Origin of the sequence: Roseibium aestuarii (assembly GCF_008477545.1) — a bacterium.
Lineage (GTDB): Bacteria > Pseudomonadota > Alphaproteobacteria > Rhizobiales > Stappiaceae > Roseibium > Roseibium aestuarii.
Map to the genome: position 1 here is coordinate 717,891 of NZ_VORA01000001.1, position 16,940 is coordinate 734,830.

The following is a 16,940-nucleotide window of genomic DNA, read 5'->3' on the forward strand; positions in this document are numbered from 1 at the left end:
CGCAAGGGATCTCAGCCCAGCCGTTCGAACACCAGAGTTTCGTTTTCAAAGCGGATCTGGGCAGAGGCATTCAACACATCCGCCCCGAAATCGTCCGCAATCTGATAGAGCCCGTTGATGGACACCAGTTCCGCATCAAGCTTGGTGCAGAAGATGCGGGCCTGTTCGTCACCGGAGACCCCGGCCAGCGCCCGCCCGCGCAGGGCGCCGTAAACGTGAATGGAGCCGCCGGCAATCACCTCGGCGCCGGACGAGACCGAGCCGATGATCGTCACGTCCCCGGTAGGATGGACGACGGACTGGCCGGAACGTACCGGTTCGGTGATGACGATCGAGCGCGCATCCCCATTGGTGTCGTCGTCCAGATCATCCGTCTCGGGGTCGCCTGCCGCCGCAGCCTCCCCGGCAGCCGGGGTCACGCGGGCGACCTTGGCCGCCTTGGGAGCCGCCGTCGCATCGCCGCCCGGCCCGGGAACATCCACGTCGGTCGTCAGGCGTCCGCCGCCGAAGCTGGGCGGCATGCCCGGCTTGAGGCGCGTGCCGGCAATGCCGTCGATACCCATCACCCGGATGGAGCGCTGATTCAGGCCTTCCAGAATGCCTTCCAGGTCGTCGATGTGGACCTTGGTGCCCTTCACGTCGAGGATGATCGGCCGGTCGATGAAGAACCCGGGCGAACGGGTCATGATCCGGTCGATCTCCGCAAACCACTCCTCGCTGGGGATCTGCGGGGTCAGCACGATGGCAATGAAGGACTTGCCCTTGAATTTCATAGGGGTCTCGGCACTCGGGATGTCTTGCGATTCAAACCGAGATAAGAGCTACCATTGGCACGAATGCACAATAAGGCACCCCTCCGTTTTCCACCGATATCCTTTAACCATTCCGAAACCTTGATTTCAGCCTGCCGCTGCGTGAGAGCGGGAAGCTGTTTGCCCTCAGGCCTCTGTCGGCAGACGTGAAGATGGAATCTTGACACTGGTCTTCCGCGTCGGGCTTTGGCAATTTTACCGTTATCAGGCGCTTCAAGAGGGCAGAGAGGCGAAATGACAGATGAAGCAGAGACGGGAACCGACGCCGCCGCGCGGTTGCAGAATCGGTCCCTCGACCGGGGCATCGACGTTCTCGAGGCCCTGGCCCGCCATGGCGCCTGCAGTCTGGCCGACCTGAACCGCCATACCGGGCTGCCGAAATCCACCCTGCGCCGTCTGCTCGGAACCCTGCTCGAGCGGCACGTGATCCGCCAGTCGCTCACCGACCGGCTGTTTCGCTCCAACGTGATCTTTCCGCCCGGCAGCGATGCGCCTCAGGCGCTGGAACTCGCCATGCTCATCGACCGGGCCATGCCGCATCTCATGGCCCTGACCCGCAAGGTCGACTGGCCCTCCGACATCCACATCGTGGAAGGGTCGAAGATGCGCATCGTCGACAGCACCCGGCCTCTCAGCCCCTATCGCCTCAACCATGGCTTCGTGAACCGGGTGATCAACATCTTCGGCTCTGCGACGGGGTCCGCGTGCCTTGCGGCCATGCCGGATGATGTCGTCGCCGAACACGCCCGCCAGACCAGCGGTGATCCGGTCTGGGGTCTCAAGCGGTTCGACATGAACCTCGAGGATTACATGCTCCGCCTGAGCCAGGTGCGGGCGCAGGGTTATGGCTCCCGCCTGTCGAACTATCTGGGCGAGACCGTGCTGGATGACGGACTGGCCGCCATCGCCGTGCCCATCCACGTCAACAACTGGCCTTCCGGCGCGGTCACGCTCATCTGGCCGCGCAGCTTCAAGGCGCCCGAGGCCTTTGCCGCCACCTTCCTTGGCGATCTCAAGGCAACGGCGAAGGCCATTTCCAACGCCATCGCCGGGCGCCCGGAGGCCGGCTGACCCTCGGGCCGGCGGCCCCGGCGAAGAGGCTGGCACAGGGCACGCGCCCGGCAAAAGCCTCTGGCCTTTTGGCCGCTGTTTCTCTATGACCTTGCGCCAACGAACAAGCAGTCCGGTCCGTCGCTTCGGCCCGCGTCCGCGCCCAGAAACGATCCGGCGACCGACGGTCCCGGTATCCGTTCCTGTCGAGCGCCGGCGCCAGGGGCCGCGACGGGCCCATTTTCCGGCCAGGAGCCCGACCCCATGACCGCCAACGGCGCCACCTACAAGAACCGCCGCACCTTCGCCATCATCTCCCACCCGGACGCCGGCAAGACGACGCTGACCGAAAAGCTGCTGCTGTCGGGGGGCGCCATCCGAGCCGCCGGTCAGGTGCGTGCCCGTGGCGAACGGCGCCGGGCCCGCTCCGACTGGATGAAGATCGAACAGGAACGCGGCATCTCGGTCTCGTCCTCGGTCATGACCTTCGAGCGCGGCGGCATCATCTACAACCTGCTGGACACGCCGGGCCACGAGGACTTCTCCGAAGACACCTATCGCACCCTGACCGCCGTCGATGCGGCGATCATGGTGATCGACGCCGCCAAGGGGATCGAAACCCAGACGCGCAAGCTCTTCGAGGTCTGCCGTCTGCGCGACATTCCGATCATCACCTTCGTCAACAAGATCGACCGTGAAGGCCGTCATGCGCTGGAGATCCTCGACGAGGTGCAGGAAGCCCTTGCCCTCGACGTCTCTCCGATGACCTGGCCGGTTGGGATGGGCTCCGACTTCTTCGGCGTCTATGACTGGAAGAACCGCAAGTTCCATACCTCCGAGGGTGAGCGCGGCGGCCCGTTCCGTCAGACGAAGGAGGTCACTGGCCTCGAGGATCCGATCCTCACCGACGTAGTCTTCGACCGGATCATGGACGAGCTGACCGAGAACGTCGAACTGGGTGCTGAAGGCTATGCCGAATTCGACCGGGAGAGCTTCCTGGAAGGGCACCTGACCCCGGTCTTCTTCGGTTCGGCCCTGCGTGACTATGGCGTCGAGGAGCTGCTCGACTTCATCGCCCAGTTTGCGCCTCCGCCCCATTCCCAGAATGCCACCGGCGGCCGTGTGATCTCGCCGGATGAGGACAAGGTCACCGGCTTCGTCTTCAAGGTGCAGGCCAACATGGACCCCAAGCACCGCGACCGCATCGCCTTCGTGCGCCTGTGCTCGGGCACCTTCAAGCGTGGCATGAAGCTGAAGCACGTGCGCGCCGGAAAGCAGATCGCCGTGTCCGCGCCGATCTTCTTCTTCGCCGAAGAGCGCGAAATTGCCGAGGAAGCCTTCCCGGGCGATGTGATCGGTGTGCCCAACCATGGCCAGCTTCGGGTGGGGGACACCCTGACCGAGGGCGAGGAAATCCACGTCACCGGCCTGCCGGCCTTCGCGCCGGAAGTCCTGCGCCGCGTGCGCCTTGGCGACACGATGAAGGTCAAGCAGATGCGTCAGGGCCTGCAGGATCTGGCCGAGGAAGGCCTCGTGCAGATCTTCAAGCCGGACATCGGCTCCAACTGGATCGTCGGCGTCGTCGGCATCCTGCAGCTCGACGTGGTGATCGAGCGCATCCGTCAGGAATACGGCACGGAAATCTCCTTCGAGCCGGTGAACTATTCCACCGCTCGCTGGATCGAGACCGACAACGCCACCCTGCAGAAGATGATCGAGAACCACCGCATGTCCATCGCCAATGACCGCGATGATCGCCCGGTGTTCCTGTTCAAGAACTCCTGGGAAGTGGGCTACATCGGTGAAAAATATCCGGACGTGAAGTTCCGCGAGACCCGCGAGATCGTCTACACCTGACCGGCAAGCGATCACCGGATATGTTTCAAGGGCGCGGCCAACCTGCCGCGCCCTTTTGCGTTCCCGACTGGGTGGTTCCCTTACGATCGTCATCCCGGTCAAGCGCAGCGCGAACCGGGACCGGTGAGCCCCTGCCGCGCTTTCCGGGAGGCCTCCCGGCAACGCCCTCGGCTCACCGATCCCGGATCTTCGGGCAAGCCCTTATCCGGGAGGACAAAGGCCTGGTTGGGGGGAGGCTCAACCACCCGTCATTCCCGGCCTTGTGCCGGGAATCCAGTCTTTCTTGAGCTGGGGGAGGACTTCGGAGGCTCGGGACAGGCCCGGGCATGACGGTCCGAGGGGCGATGCACCGCACATCATTTATGGGGGGCTGTCGTTCCCTCGCGCCCGTCCCTTCACGATCCCAATCGCACCTCTGTCATTTGTCGCGAGGTTATAAGTGCTTATAATACAATAAGGATTTTGGTAATCTCCGTAACTTACGCTGGGGAATGTAAGTATTTTCCCGAGTAGTACCATGGTGTCGGTTTTTCAGTGCATTGCCTATGAGAACAGCCTGCCGTTGGTGATCATCGCCGCGATCGTCTGCCTGTTCGGATCGACGGTCTTTCTCCGTCTGGTCCAGCGCGGCAACATGACCTCTGGAGCCCAGAAGACCGGCTGGCGTTTTCTGGCGGCTGTCGCCGGCGGGGGAGGGGTCTGGGCCACCCATTTCGTCGCCATGCTGGCCTTTGATCCCGGGGCGCCCGTGACCTTCGATCCGGCCCTGACCGGCCTGTCCCTCGTGGTGGCCATGCTCGGGCTCTTCGTCAGCCTGCTGGTCAGCGGCGGACGCGCCACGCGCATCCTGCCTGTCGTCGCGGGTGCCCTGTGCGGCCTGTCCTTCTCCGCGATGCATTACACCGGCATGTTCGCCTATCGCGTCACCGGGCTGGTGGACTGGCAGTTCGCCTATGTGGTGGCCTCCATCGCCCTGTCTGCGGCGCTGTCGGCTACATCCTTCCATCTGCTGTGGCACGAGGCGGGAGCGCGACGGTTCTGGAGCGCTGTCAGCCTGATGGTCGTGGCCATCGTCGGACTTCACTTCACGGGCATGACGGCGTTCCGCGTCACACCCATGGCCGGAACCTTCCCCGTGACCGATGCAGCTGCGATCACCGCCCTGGCGCTGGCGATTGCGGTGGTTGCCCTGATCATCATCGGGACAGGGCTGGCCAGCTACCTCATCGACACGCAGGTGCGCGAGGACACCCGGGCCGAATTTCAGCACATGGCGGCCCATGATCCTCTGACCGGATTGCCGAACCGGGTGGCGAGCCGGGACTACATGTCCCGCATGCTCGCGCGCGTCCGCAAGGATCGCTCCCGCTTTGCTGTCATTGCCATCGATCTCAACCGGTTCAAGGAAATCAACGACACGCTCGGACATGCTGCCGGCGACGAAGTGCTTCAGACCCTTGCCCAGCGCCTGCAGCAAGTGCTTCGGGACGGGGAATTCGTGGCACGGATCGGAGGCGACGAGTTCGTCTCCATCCGCCGTTACAGTGACCGACTGGAAATCCAGAAATTCGCCGAGCGCCTGTCTGCCCTGATCACCATGCCGATGAAGGTCGGGGGGCAGAAGGTCTGCGTCGGGGCCAGCATGGGGGCCGCGGTCTGGCCCGACGATGCCCGCGATACGGCAGAGCTGCTCGATCGGGCTGATCTGGCCATGTATCACGCCAAGCATTCCGGCATGGAGGACCTGTGCCTTTATGATGCGGAGATTGCGCAGGACGTGGAAGAGCGGCGGCAGATGGCAGAGGCGCTGCGGCTGGCCCTGGAAGAGGATGCTCTTGAGCTTCACTATCAGGTCCAGAAGCGCCTGACAGGCGGCGATCCGATCAGCGGCTTCGAGGCGCTCCTGCGCTGGACCCATCCCCGGCTGGGGGTCATTGCGCCGTGCGTCTTCATTCCCGTGGCCCTTCGTGATGGGCTTCTCGGGCACCTCAGCGCCTGGGTGCTTCAGCGGGCCTGCGATGATGCCCTGACCTTCGATCCGCCCACGCGGGTCTCAGTCAATGTCTCCGCCGAACAGATCCTCGATCCGTCACTTCCCAGGCTGCTGCATGAGACCCTTCTGGCAAGCGGGCTGCCTGCCGACCGGCTGGAGCTGGAAATCACGGAGGAGGCGCTGATCGTCGACCGGACCCGCGCCCTTCAGGTGATGGGCCAGATGCGGGCGCTGGGGGTGGGCATTGCCCTGGACCACTTCGGCAGCGGGCATTTCTCCCTGGAAACCCTGCAGGTCTTTCCCTTCAGCCGAATCAAGCTGGACAAGTCCTTCGTTGACCGCATTGGCCATGACCGAACCTCGAAGGCCATCTTCAAGGCCGTGCTCACCCTCGGACAGGCGCTGGACATTCCGGTGCTTGCGGAAGGGATCGAGACGCCGGATCAGCTGGACCTGGTGCGCAAGGAGGGTTGCGCGGAAGGTCAGGGCTTCCATCTCGGGCATCCGTGTCCGGTGAGCGATGCCCGCCGGGCCCTCCGGGAGACGCTTGAGCCCCCGCCGGGCTCGGGGCGCAAGCCGATCTCCACACGCCGGACCCCATTGGTCGTCGATCTGCGCGAGCGGCGCGGCTGAGACTCTGCCTCAAGGTCGCTCTCGCGACGTTGCGTGAGGGCCGCAAACCCCTTAACCCTTCCGGCAGTCCGCCCCTTGAGCCAGGGGCCCATGATCCGAAAGGGAACCCTCGTGCCAACGCCTCTTCTGCTCTTCATCGCGCTCGCCGTGATCCTCCGCTTTGCGGCCTTGCGCGTGTCCCTGCGTAACGAGGCCCGGATGAAGCGCGACGGCGCGGTGGAATTTCATGCCCGCACCAGCGCCGTTCTGGCCGCCGTTCACATTGCCTATTACCTCTGTGCCATCGGCGAGGCCGAAGTGACGGGTGCTGCGGTGAGCGGGCTCAGCATCGCCGGGATGGTGCTGTGGGCTCTGTCCATGCTGGCGCTGGGCTGGGTGATGCGGGTGCTCGGCCGGTTCTGGACCGTCAAGATCATCGTTGCCCGCGACCACCATCTGGTGACGAACGCCCTGTTCAGACGCCTGCGCCACCCGAATTACATCCTGAACCTGCTGCCCGAGATGATCGGCCTGGCCCTGGCTCTGAGCGCCTGGTGGACGCTAGCGGTCGGACTTCCGGTCTATCTGGCGGTGCTCGCCCTGCGCATCCGGCAGGAAGAGGCGATCATGCGCGGGCATTTCCCGGACTACTGACGGGCGTGGTGCAGAACGAAAAGACGCCCCGGGGGGACATGTCCGGGGCGTCAAGGTTCTCTGTCGGCTGATATCGAGCAGAGGGATGGGATCGGGGGAGGGCTCTCAGGAGACCTTCTTGAAGATGTCGTACCAGCGCCGGCGCGGGCTCACCATGGCGCGTTCCAGGATCTCGGCCGCGAACATCTCGGCGTTTTCCTTGGCCTTGTCCAGGTTGCTGACCATGCGGGTGTCCTGGCTGCGCAGTCCGCCGCCGAAGTCGAAGAGATCCCGGTAGGCAGCCCGCTCGACGATTGGTGTCAGCAGCACGTCGATGCCCGCGACCGCCAGGTTTTCCTGCACCGCCTTGAGCGCCCGCGTCGTGACGGCGGCATTGGTGCGCGTCAGCACCACGCAGTGCTTGATGTCGTGCCGGACGATCTTTTCGAGCTTCTTGATGAGGTTGAGGATCTTGGCGCCGCCGCGGGCGTCCATGGACGACCCCTGGATCGGAATGACCACCAGATCGGAGACCGACAGGGTGTTGGCCACGATGAGGTTTTCCGTGCCTTCCAGATCCACGATCACATAGTCGCTGCGGGCCGCCGCATCCATGATCTGCTCGGTGATGGAGGCTGGAGTTGTCTCGCTGATGACCTGGATGTTGCCGGGCCGGCCGGGAAGATCGGACCAGGTGGAAATCCATCTCTGGGGGTCCGCATCGAACAGGGTCACACTCTTGCCGCGTTCGGCGACTTCTGTCGCCAGCAACAGGGCTGCCGTTGTCTTGCCTGCTCCGCCCTTTGCGTTCGCGAAGGAAATGACTGGCATCTTGGGTCTCCTGGCTCCATTTTCCCCGCTTTCTTCAGGGCGGGTTTCCTAACGGGAGTGTCATGGAAACATGGTTACCAAAAGATTAATTGGTTAATAAAATGTCTTTTTCGCTCAAATGCTTATGGTGATGACTGAGAACCATGGCCAAGACCTCCGCAAAACTGACGAAGGTTGCTTTCGCAGCCGCGCTACACGCCCTTGGGAAGGGGCGAAGCAGCCGCAAGGCGCACGCACCGCAGACGAAAACGCAGAGGCTGGAAATGCGGGGGAGCGGATCCCGGGCGGAGCGTCTTGCCTGTGGACCGGGGCAGGGCGCACACGGCGCCTGCTTGCAAGCCGGCGGGCCCCGTGAAACCCTTGCGGCAAACCGGAGGCGCGAGGCAGCGCCGCGCCGCTCAAGACAGGGAACGCCGCTTGCGTTCCAGTGGAAGGACCAGGACGTGATGATGCATCTGCGCGCCAACAGGGGCCGACTGCGGGCGCTGGCGATGGCGTTCGCCCTTTCTCTCGCGCTGCCCGCCGGGGCCCTGGCGCTGGAACTTCAGCCCTACAAGGAGAACCTCTTCTCCTACCGAACGGTGACCGACAGCCGCTTCAACGGCGACTTCCTGGTGGTGGACTATTCCAAGAAGCGGGACCTGTGGGACCGGGACGAGATCGACGAGCGCAAGGTCTTCGGCCATTACGTGTCCTACAAGCCGCGCGGTTCCCAGTCCAACTACGAGCTCTCCGCCAACGGCCGTACCATCCGCTATGTCGGCGTGGGCAAGGCTCGCGGCGGGGCGAAGGCGGTGGTGATCTATGTTCACGGCCAGGGCGGCAACCGCTTCCAGGGCATGAATGACGAGAGCTTTGGCGGCAACTTCAATCGCATCAAGAACCTGATGGTCCGCAACGGGGGAGCCTATCTCTCCACCGAGTTCGCCGATTTCGGCGACAAGGGCACGGCCGACCTGGCCGCCCTGATCTCCTACCAGCGCCAGCTGTCCCCCGGGGCGCAGGTCGTGGTGGCCTGCGGCTCCATGGGCGGCATCATCTGCTGGAACCTGATCAAGGATGGCCGCACCGCCGGACTGGTGGACGGCATCATGCTCATGGGGTCGCCCAAGGACCCGAACATCTTCTCTGCCGGCGTGCTGGGGCGCCGGGTGCCGATCTACATGGGCCAGGGCTCCGCCGACACGGTCTACAACTGGGAAGACCAGGCAGCCTTCTTCCAGCAGATCAAGGCGAATGCTCCCGACTATCCGATCAAGTTCCACCTCTTCGACACCGGATCCCACGGCACCCCCATCCGCATGACGGATTGGCGTCTTGTGCTGAACTGGATCTTCTCCCGCTAGAAGCCTCCTCCGGTCTGCGCCTTGCCCGAGCAGGACGAGGGCGAGGCGGTTCCGGCGCCCCGTGCCATCGCTGAAGGAACCCGAATGCTCCGCCACCACGCGTCGTTCTTCGTCTCACTGTTCTTCACCCGGCTCGGTGACCAGATCCTGCTGTTTCTGGTGCCGCTCGTGGTCTTTCAGATCACGGGAAGCGTCGGCTGGTCGGGGCTGGCCTTCTTTGCGGAGACTTTTCCGCGCTATGTGGCCTTTCCCGTCACCGGCATCCTGTGCGATCGCATCGCGCCCTATCGCCTGCTACGCTGGAGCCAGGCCCTGCGCGCGCTGGTCTGCCTTCTCGGAATGGCGGGGGAATGGACCATGGGCGGCGTGTGGTGGCTCATCGGGCTCTCGGCGATCAGCGGTGTCCTGACCACCCAGGGGCTGATGGCGCGCGAGGCGATCCTGCCCCGGGTCTTTGCCCGCGAACGGTTCGAGACGGTGGCAAGCTACACTCAGCTCGCCGACCAGCTCGGCACGGTGCTGGGGCCCCTTGTGGCCGCTTTCCTGCTCGGCCTTCTGCCCTGGCAGGGCGTGGTGCTCATTGCCGCCGTCATCTTTCTGGTGGCCGATCTGTTCAGCACACTGTGGTCCGGCCGGCACGATCCCTCGCTTCAGGCGCTGCCTCCCGTGCGGGAGAGCTGGGCGACGTCGCTCCTCATCGGTTTGGAGCGGATCCGCACGATTCCCGGGCTATTCCGCCCGATCCTGCTTGCCATGGCGGTCAATCTGGTGATTGGGGTGACGCTGGCGACGTCGGCCGCTATGGTCACCGGGCTGCAGGGGCAGGACGAGACCGCTTATGCGCTGCTGCAGACGGCGGGGGCTGCGGCAACCATCGCGGTACTGTTCCTGACCGCCCATGTGCGCCTTCCGCTCGCGCTGCTTGGCGGCCTGTCCTACGGGGCCATCACCCTCGGCGCCTTCCTGACGGGCTTCGGGGCCGACCCGGTGGTCTATGCGGCCGGCTTCATTCTGCTCACCGGCTTTGACAAGATGTTCAACGTCTATGTGCGCACCCTGCGCAAGACGCTGATACCGTTGGCCGATTTCGGCAAGACAACAGGCCTGATCGTCTGCTTCAACAATCTGTCCCAGCCGCTTGCCGGGCTTTTGGTCACGCTCTTTGCCGTCGGGGCGGACGCCCGTGCCGTGATCTTCGCCATTGCGCTCTTTACCGCGCTTGTGGGGGGCGCGATGGCCCTCTGGTCATGCTGCGCTGCGACAAAAGGCGCGCCTGCGGATTAAAAAATCCATTCCCTGCCTTTAAACTTTCATTGTTGCGGCGCAATATGAAGCCTTCGCTCCCCTGTCGGGACGGATCCGGAGGTAGCCGCATGTTTGATCTCACCGGTCAGAAGGCGCTGGTTGTCGGTGTCGCCAACGACCAGTCCATCGCCTGGGGCTGTGCCCGCGCGCTCAAGGCGCAAGGGGCGGATCTTGCGATCACCTATCTCAATGCCAAGGCCGAACCCCACGTGCGGCCGCTGGCCGAGCAACTCGGCGCGGAGATCTTCGAGCCGCTCGACGTGCGCGACGAGGTTCAGGTCAACGCGCTCTTTGCCGAAATCGCCAGCCAGTGGGGCCGTCTCGACACGCTGGTGCATTCCATCGCCTTTTCCCTCAAGGACGATCTTCAGGGCCGGGTGGTCGACTGTTCGGCTGAAGGCTTCGCCCTGGCGATGGACGTGTCCGTCCATTCCTTCCTGCGCCTGATCCGCAAGGCGGAGCCCCTGATGCCAGACGGCGGCACCTGCATGACCGTATCCTTCCACGGTGCCCAGCGGGTGGTCAGCCACTACAACCTCATGGGGCCGGTGAAGGCCGCCCTGGAATCGGCCACCCGCTATGCGGCGGCCGAACTGGGCCCGAAGGGCATCTCGGTTCACGCCCTGTCGCCGGGGCCGCTCCAGACCCGCGCCGCCTCCGGCATCGCCTCCTTCGACGCTCTGCTCAATGATGCGGCCGCCCGCGCGCCGACCCATCATCTGGCATCCATCGACGACGTGGGCGCCTATTGCGCCTTTCTTGCCAGCCGCGAGGCACGAAACCTCACCGGCGGCGTTCACCCCATCGACGGGGGCTACAGCATCATCGGCTAGGCCGGCGGGCCGGTCAGTCCGACCAGCCGCCGCCTGACCTTTCGGGATCCAGGAACCCACGGCCATGAAAGACATCTTCGACGCCATCACCGCCAGCCAGAACGAGCTGCTCGACCGCATGACCGACGCCACCGCCTGGTCGCCAAGCGATCGCATGCTGGCCTGGACCGCCCAGTTCCAGGAATGGGGCTCGACCGCCGGGATCCTCCAGCGCGGCATCTCCATTCACATGGAAAAGCTGATGCAGAGCCATTCGGAGCGGCTCAAGGAAACGGCGGAGCGCACCACCGCCTTTGCCCATCAGTTGCTGGAACCCGCCAAGGGCACCACAGTGCTGGATGCCTGGAACGAGTATCTTTTCGACGCCGCCCAGCGCATGACCCTGACCCTCGACACCCTGCGGGAGCGGGGCGACATCTACCTCGATCACGAGGCCGCCGGCTGCCCGCCCGTGCTCGCCTATGACTATGAGCTGGTGCTGGACGGGGCCGACCTGCCGCGCCCCTGCAATTACATGCTGCTCAAGATCCTGCCGCCGGAAGGCTGCGAGATCCTCGACTGGAAGCGGCCCTATGTGATCATCGATCCGCGCGCCGGTCACGGTGCCGGCATCGGCGGGTTCAAGCCGGACAGCCAGGTGGGCGTGGCCCTGCGCGATGGTCACCCGGTCTATTTCGTCGCCTTCCGCCGCATGCCGGAACCGGGGCAGACCCTCGCCGCCGTCACCCATGCGGAAGCCGCCTTCGTCAGCAAGGTGCGCGAACTGCATCCCGACAGCCCGCTGCCGGTGGTCGCGGGCAACTGCCAGGGCGGCTGGGCGGCGCTGCTGCTGGCCGCCACCAACCCGGATCTCTGCGGCCCCGTGCTGCTCAACGGGGCGCCGGTGCAGACCTGGGCCGGGCGTGTGGGCGAAAACCCCATGCGCTACAACGGCGGGGTTCTGGGCGGCACCGCCAACGCCATGCTGGCGGCCGACCTCGGTCACGGCATCTATGATGGCGCCGACATCGTCCAGAACTTCGAGCTGCTGAACCCGTCGCGCAATTACTTCGGCAAGTATTTCGATCTCTATTCGAAGGTCGACACGGAGCGGGAGCGTTTCCTGGAGTTCGAACGCTGGTGGGGCGGGTTCTTCCTGCTCAACGAGGCGGAGATGCGCTGGATCGTGGAGCAGCTCTTCGTCGGCAACCGCCTGGCCAAGAACGAGGCACGGCTTGAGCCGGGCCGTCCCGTCGACATCAAGTCGATCCGCTCGCCCATTATCGCCTTCGCCAGCCGGGGCGACAACATCACCCCGCCGCAACAGGCGCTCAACTGGATCCTCGACACCTATACGGACGAGCGCGAGATCGCCATTCGCGGCCAGCGCATCATCTACATGGTGCACGAGCAGATCGGTCATCTGGGCATCTTCGTCTCGTCCAAGATCGCCCGGCGCGAGCACACCCACGTGGCCTCCACGCTCAAGACCATCGAGAGTCTTGCCCCCGGCCTTTACGAGATGACGATCGAGGATTTCGAGGGGCCGCTGATGGAGCGGACCTTCACCGTCTCCTTCCACGAACGCAAGATGACCGACATCGCCGCCTTCGACGATGGCCGTGACGACGAGATCCCCTTCGCGGCCGTTGCCCGCCACTCCGAGCAGCAGGCGGAGGCCTATGACGTGCTGCTGCGTCCCTTCGTCCAGGCCATGGTGACGGAGGAGGGCGCGGACCTGCGCCGCAAGATGCACCCCATGCGCCTGCAGCGCGGTCTCTTCTCCTCCCGCAATCCTCTCGTCGCCCCGCTCAAGGAAGCGGCCGGGCGCGCCACCCGGGAGCGCAAGCCCGCGCGCGCCGACAATCCCTTCCTGCTGGGCGAGACGATCTTTGCCGGCATGGTCGAACAGTCTCTCGACCTGTGGCGCGACTGGCGCGACATGGGCCATGAGGCCACTTTCTATGGCCTCTGGGGCACGCCGGTTGCCCGCTGGTTCGGCCGCACCCATCAGCCGGGCCGCACTTTGAAGACGGAAGAGGAGCTTCTCTCGCTTCCCGCCGTGCGCGCCGCCCTCCATCACCTGGAGGAAGGGGGCTTTGCCGAGGCGGTCATTCGCATGCTGATCCTGCTGGCCGACAGCCGGGGCAACGTGCGCTCCGACCGGCTGGAACGGGCCTCCCGCATACTGACCCAGAACGAGCCTTTCCGCTCCATCCCCGCAGACACCCGCGCGCTCATCCTCAACGAGCAGAAGCTGATCGTGGAATTTGCGCCCCAGGCCGCGATGAGTTCTCTCGCCCGGCTGCTGAAGACACCGGAGGAGCGCCGGCTTGCGGTGCTGGTCGTCCAGTATGTTCCCGGACCGCGCGCCGAAATGACGGAGCATACCCGCGCGGTGATCGATCGCTTCATCGAGGTCCTGGAGCTCGACATGACCCCGGGCGACGTTCTGGACGATCCGCTGGACGAGGCAGGCGCGCCGCCTGCCGTGTCGCGGGCCCCCGTTGCCCGCAGGATCCGCAGCGCGCCGGCCCATTCCCTTTGACCTCGCCGGCCATCGCGCCTATAGCACCCGCCACAGCCTTTTGCGGAGCGGCCTGACGCCGCTCCGCCAACCCGTGACGGACAGACCATGCGCGACCCGGCCCTGGATACCCTGATGATGGCCCTTGATCTGGAGGCCCTGACGCCCGCTCCGGATCATGCGGTGGCCTTCCTGCGCGCCCGCGCAGACCGTGCCCTGACCGGGCTCGGCGCGGCCTCGCTGACCTGCGAACAGAGCTTCGCGCCCGAGCGCGACCGGCTGGAGGCGCTGGGCCTCAAGGTCGAACCGGAGCTTTCCGCCCGCGAGGCCTTCGAGCGGGTCTTCGTGCTACCCACCCGCCAGCGTCAGGAAGCCCGTGCCGAACTCGCCCGTGCGGTCCTGGCCGCCCGCGACGGTGGCATCGTGCTGGCCTGCGCGCCCAACACCGAGGGCGCGAAGACGGTCGAGACCGATCTGAAGGCGCTGTGCGGCCCCGTCGATACGCTGATCAAGAACAAGTGCCGCGCCATCTGGGCGGTGAAGGATGCCGCCATCCTGAACAGCGCGCTTGTGGCCGAATGGGCAGAGCTGGATGCGCCGCGCCCTGTGATCGAGGGCGAGTTCGTCTCCCGTCCGGGCATCTTTGCCTGGGACCGGGTGGATGCGGCCTCCCGTCTGCTGATGGCCCATCTGCCGGATACTCTGGCCGGTCGCGGCGCGGATCTCGGCTGTGGCCTCGGCGTGCTCACCCGCGCTGTCTTCGAGCGCGCGCCCAAGGTGGTCGCCATGGATCTCTATGAGGCGGAAAAGCGCGCCCTGGACCTCGCGCGCCAGAACCTGGAGCGCTTCGCCTCGGCAAAGGCCATGACCGGGGTCTGGTCGGACGTGACCCGCGGCATCGAGGGCCCTTACGACTTCATCGTCATGAACCCGCCCTTCCATCAGGGCGGCAAGGCCGACCGGTCCGACGTGGGGCAGGGCTTCATCCGGGCGGCCGCCCGGGGCCTGCGCGGCGGAGGACAGCTCTTCATGGTGGCCAACCGGCATCTGCCCTACGAGCAGACCCTGAACGAGGTCTTCGCGCGGGTGGAGATGATTGCCGACGAGGGCGGCTACAAGGTCATCCGCGCCGTTAAGGCAACGGGCAAGGGGAAATAATCCATGCGTCTCGTCAAGCTGATCGCCAATCTGGGCTATGGCTCGCGCAAGGAGATCCAGACCGCCATCAGGCACGGCTGGGTCACCGATCGCGAAGGCAATCGTCTCAAGGCCGATGCGACCACGGCCCATGAGGACATCCTCTTCGACGACGAGCCCCTGGACCCCGCACCTGGCATGGTGCTGCTGCTGAACAAGCCCGTCGGTTACACCTGCTCGACGAAGGACAGCGGCCGCCTCGTCTATGATCTCCTGCCGGACCGGTTCCGCGTGCGCAAGCCCGTGCTTTCCACCATCGGCCGGCTCGACAAGGAGACCTCCGGCGCGCTGCTCTTCACCGACGACGGCACCTTCCTGCACCGGGTGATCTCGCCGAAGTCCGAGGTGCCCAAGGTCTATGAGGCCGAGCTCGACCGCCCCTTGCGCGGCGACGAAGCGGCTCTCTTTGCGTCCGGCGACATGATGCTGGAAGGGGAGGACAAGCCCCTGCGTCCGGCGGAGCTCGAGGTTCTTGACGAGAAGCGTGCGCGTCTGACCCTGCACGAGGGCCGCTACCATCAGGTCCGCCGCATGTTTGCCGCCACCGGCAACCACGTCAACGCGCTCTCCCGCCTCACCATCGGCGGCCTCGGCCTCGACGGCGTCGCGGAAGGTGAGTGGCGCCTGCTGGACGAAGTCGACAAGGCGAAGATCTTCGGCTGATCCTCGGCTTGGCGGCCTTCCCGGACTGCATCCGCACGCCCCCAAGCGCCCAAGCCCCAGGCACCGGCCGGCGTGCCGCCGCACGCCCTGTGCTCCCGTCATCCCTGCGCAGGCAGGGATCCAGTAACCCGCTGAGACAGCTGTCTTTTCCGCTCGCTCAGGAAGAGAGTGCTGGATCCTCGGGACAAGCCCGAGGATGACGAAGGAGACGCGCGCGTTTCTCACGGTCGTCAGGCCATGGCTCGAGCATGGCATCCATGCCATGACGGAGGAGAAGCGATTGCCTGGCTGGCGTGAGATCGCTCCCCGCCCGTCACTCGGGCACCATCACCTCTCCCGAGACCGGGAGAGGTCGATCCGCAGGATCGGATGAGGGTTCACGTCCCATCGAGGCCTGTCGCTCAGTCGCTCAGCGACACGCTGTCCGCTTCCACGCCAAGCTCGTTGAGTGCCTCCTGAACGGCCTTCTGCATCGGCGGCGGGCCACAGAGATAGAACCGGCGATCCCGGTCGGGGACGAGCTCCCGCAGTAGGTCCGCATCCAGATGACCGTGGCGATAGCCTTCCGCCTCCTCCTCCGAGAGGACGTGGGTCAGGCGCAGCCCCTCCATCGAGGCCAGTTCTTCCGCATGGATGATGTCGGCACGCGTCTTGTTGGCCAGGATCAGGTGGTTGCCCTCCAGCGCATTGCGACCGCGCAGGTCGCGCAGGATGGCGAGAAACGGCGTCAGTCCCGCGCCACCGGCAATGAACACCCCGGGGCCCTGGTAGCGGAAGGTCTCGAAGGGGCTGTCGATGAGCACCGTGTCGCCGGGGGAAAGCGCGTGCAGCCGTGTCGTCACCCCTTCATGCTCCGGATAGGACTTGATGGTGAATTCCAGATCGATGTCTTCCGGCTGGGAGGTCATGGTGAAGGGGCGCTTCTCGTCCCGCCAGCCTTCGATGTCGAGCGCCAGTTCGGTCGCATCGCCGGTCTTGTAGGCAAAGCCTCCGGGGCGGCGGAAGGTGAAGCGGCGCACGTCATGGGTCACGGCCTCGACGGCGAGGAGCGTTGTCGTCTGCATGTCAGTCTCCGTTGAAAAGGGCATGTGCTTTCAACGGAAGAGGAGGGGCGGGGTTCCCTCTCGGCTGTGCCATGCTCTGGTGACTGCCGCCATGCGGTGCGGCTGAGCTGAAGGGTCTCGCCGTGTTGATGAGTGGATCCCCGCGCAAGGCGGGGTTGACCGTGAGGAGGACTTGGGGCCGCAGGCTGGATCCTCGGCACAGGGCCGAGGATGACCGGCGACAGGTTGGGAGTTCGTG

At 65.1% G+C, this 16,940-nt stretch carries 13 protein-coding genes; 10 read left to right on the forward strand and 3 right to left on the reverse strand.

Annotation, left to right across the window (positions count from 1 at the left end; genetic code table 11):
- Positions 1–11: 11 nt before the first annotated feature.
- Positions 12–773 carry a septum site-determining protein MinC gene (gene minC / locus FR728_RS03125; protein ID WP_149891174.1) on the reverse strand — a complete coding sequence of 254 codons (762 nt, stop codon included), beginning with the start codon at positions 771–773 and terminating at the stop codon, positions 12–14.
- Between the two features lie 273 nt (positions 774–1,046).
- Between minC and FR728_RS03130 the strand changes: the two genes are divergently transcribed.
- The 4 genes from FR728_RS03130 to FR728_RS03145 all read left to right on the forward strand — a co-directional run bounded on the left by FR728_RS03130 (position 1,047) and on the right by FR728_RS03145 (position 6,978).
- Positions 1,047–1,883: a helix-turn-helix domain-containing protein gene (locus FR728_RS03130; RefSeq protein WP_149891175.1), complete on the forward strand. Its 837-nt coding sequence runs from the start codon at positions 1,047–1,049 to the stop codon at positions 1,881–1,883.
- Positions 1,884–2,126: 243 nt separating this feature from the next.
- A complete protein-coding gene (locus tag FR728_RS03135) occupies positions 2,127–3,719 on the forward strand; it encodes a peptide chain release factor 3 (protein ID WP_149891176.1) in 1,593 nt (530 codons plus the stop codon).
- A gap of 517 nt (positions 3,720–4,236) precedes the next feature.
- Entirely contained in the window at positions 4,237–6,345 is a 2,109-nt protein-coding gene (locus FR728_RS03140; protein WP_149891177.1) for a putative bifunctional diguanylate cyclase/phosphodiesterase, read from the forward strand.
- A 111-nt stretch (positions 6,346–6,456) separates the two neighbouring features.
- Positions 6,457–6,978, forward strand: coding sequence for an isoprenylcysteine carboxylmethyltransferase family protein (locus FR728_RS03145; RefSeq protein WP_244304362.1), 522 nt, complete (start codon positions 6,457–6,459; stop codon positions 6,976–6,978).
- 105 nt (positions 6,979–7,083) lie between these two features.
- Here the strand turns inward: FR728_RS03145 and FR728_RS03150 are convergent, their stop codons facing one another.
- The gene (locus FR728_RS03150; RefSeq protein ID WP_149891179.1) at positions 7,084–7,788 is read right to left on the reverse strand and encodes a ParA family protein; all 705 of its coding nucleotides are present in this window, start codon (positions 7,786–7,788) and stop codon (positions 7,084–7,086) included.
- A gap of 446 nt (positions 7,789–8,234) precedes the next feature.
- Here FR728_RS03150 and FR728_RS03155 point away from each other — a divergent pair, with 446 nt between their 5' ends.
- From FR728_RS03155 to FR728_RS03180, 6 genes are all read left to right on the forward strand, one after another.
- Positions 8,235–9,134 (forward strand): alpha/beta hydrolase, encoded by a 900-nt coding sequence (locus FR728_RS03155; protein ID WP_149892178.1) that lies wholly within the window; start codon positions 8,235–8,237, stop codon positions 9,132–9,134.
- An 84-nt stretch (positions 9,135–9,218) separates the two neighbouring features.
- On the forward strand, positions 9,219–10,418 hold the full coding sequence (locus FR728_RS03160) for an MFS transporter (RefSeq protein WP_149891180.1): 1,200 nt from the start codon (positions 9,219–9,221) through the stop codon (positions 10,416–10,418).
- An 89-nt stretch (positions 10,419–10,507) separates the two neighbouring features.
- Positions 10,508–11,272 carry an enoyl-ACP reductase FabI gene (fabI, locus tag FR728_RS03165; protein WP_149891181.1) on the forward strand — a complete coding sequence of 255 codons (765 nt, stop codon included), beginning with the start codon at positions 10,508–10,510 and terminating at the stop codon, positions 11,270–11,272.
- 64 nt (positions 11,273–11,336) lie between these two features.
- Positions 11,337–13,799, forward strand: coding sequence for a DUF3141 domain-containing protein (locus FR728_RS03170; RefSeq protein WP_149891182.1), 2,463 nt, complete (start codon positions 11,337–11,339; stop codon positions 13,797–13,799).
- A gap of 87 nt (positions 13,800–13,886) precedes the next feature.
- Positions 13,887–14,936 carry a class I SAM-dependent methyltransferase gene (locus tag FR728_RS03175; RefSeq protein ID WP_149891183.1) on the forward strand — a complete coding sequence of 350 codons (1,050 nt, stop codon included), beginning with the start codon at positions 13,887–13,889 and terminating at the stop codon, positions 14,934–14,936.
- Positions 14,937–14,939: 3 nt separating this feature from the next.
- Positions 14,940–15,638 (forward strand): pseudouridine synthase, encoded by a 699-nt coding sequence (locus FR728_RS03180; RefSeq protein ID WP_149891184.1) that lies wholly within the window; start codon positions 14,940–14,942, stop codon positions 15,636–15,638.
- 401 nt (positions 15,639–16,039) lie between these two features.
- Here the strand turns inward: FR728_RS03180 and FR728_RS03185 are convergent, their stop codons facing one another.
- Positions 16,040–16,702 carry an FAD-binding oxidoreductase gene (locus FR728_RS03185; protein ID WP_149891185.1) on the reverse strand — a complete coding sequence of 221 codons (663 nt, stop codon included), beginning with the start codon at positions 16,700–16,702 and terminating at the stop codon, positions 16,040–16,042.
- Positions 16,703–16,940 lie beyond the last annotated feature (238 nt).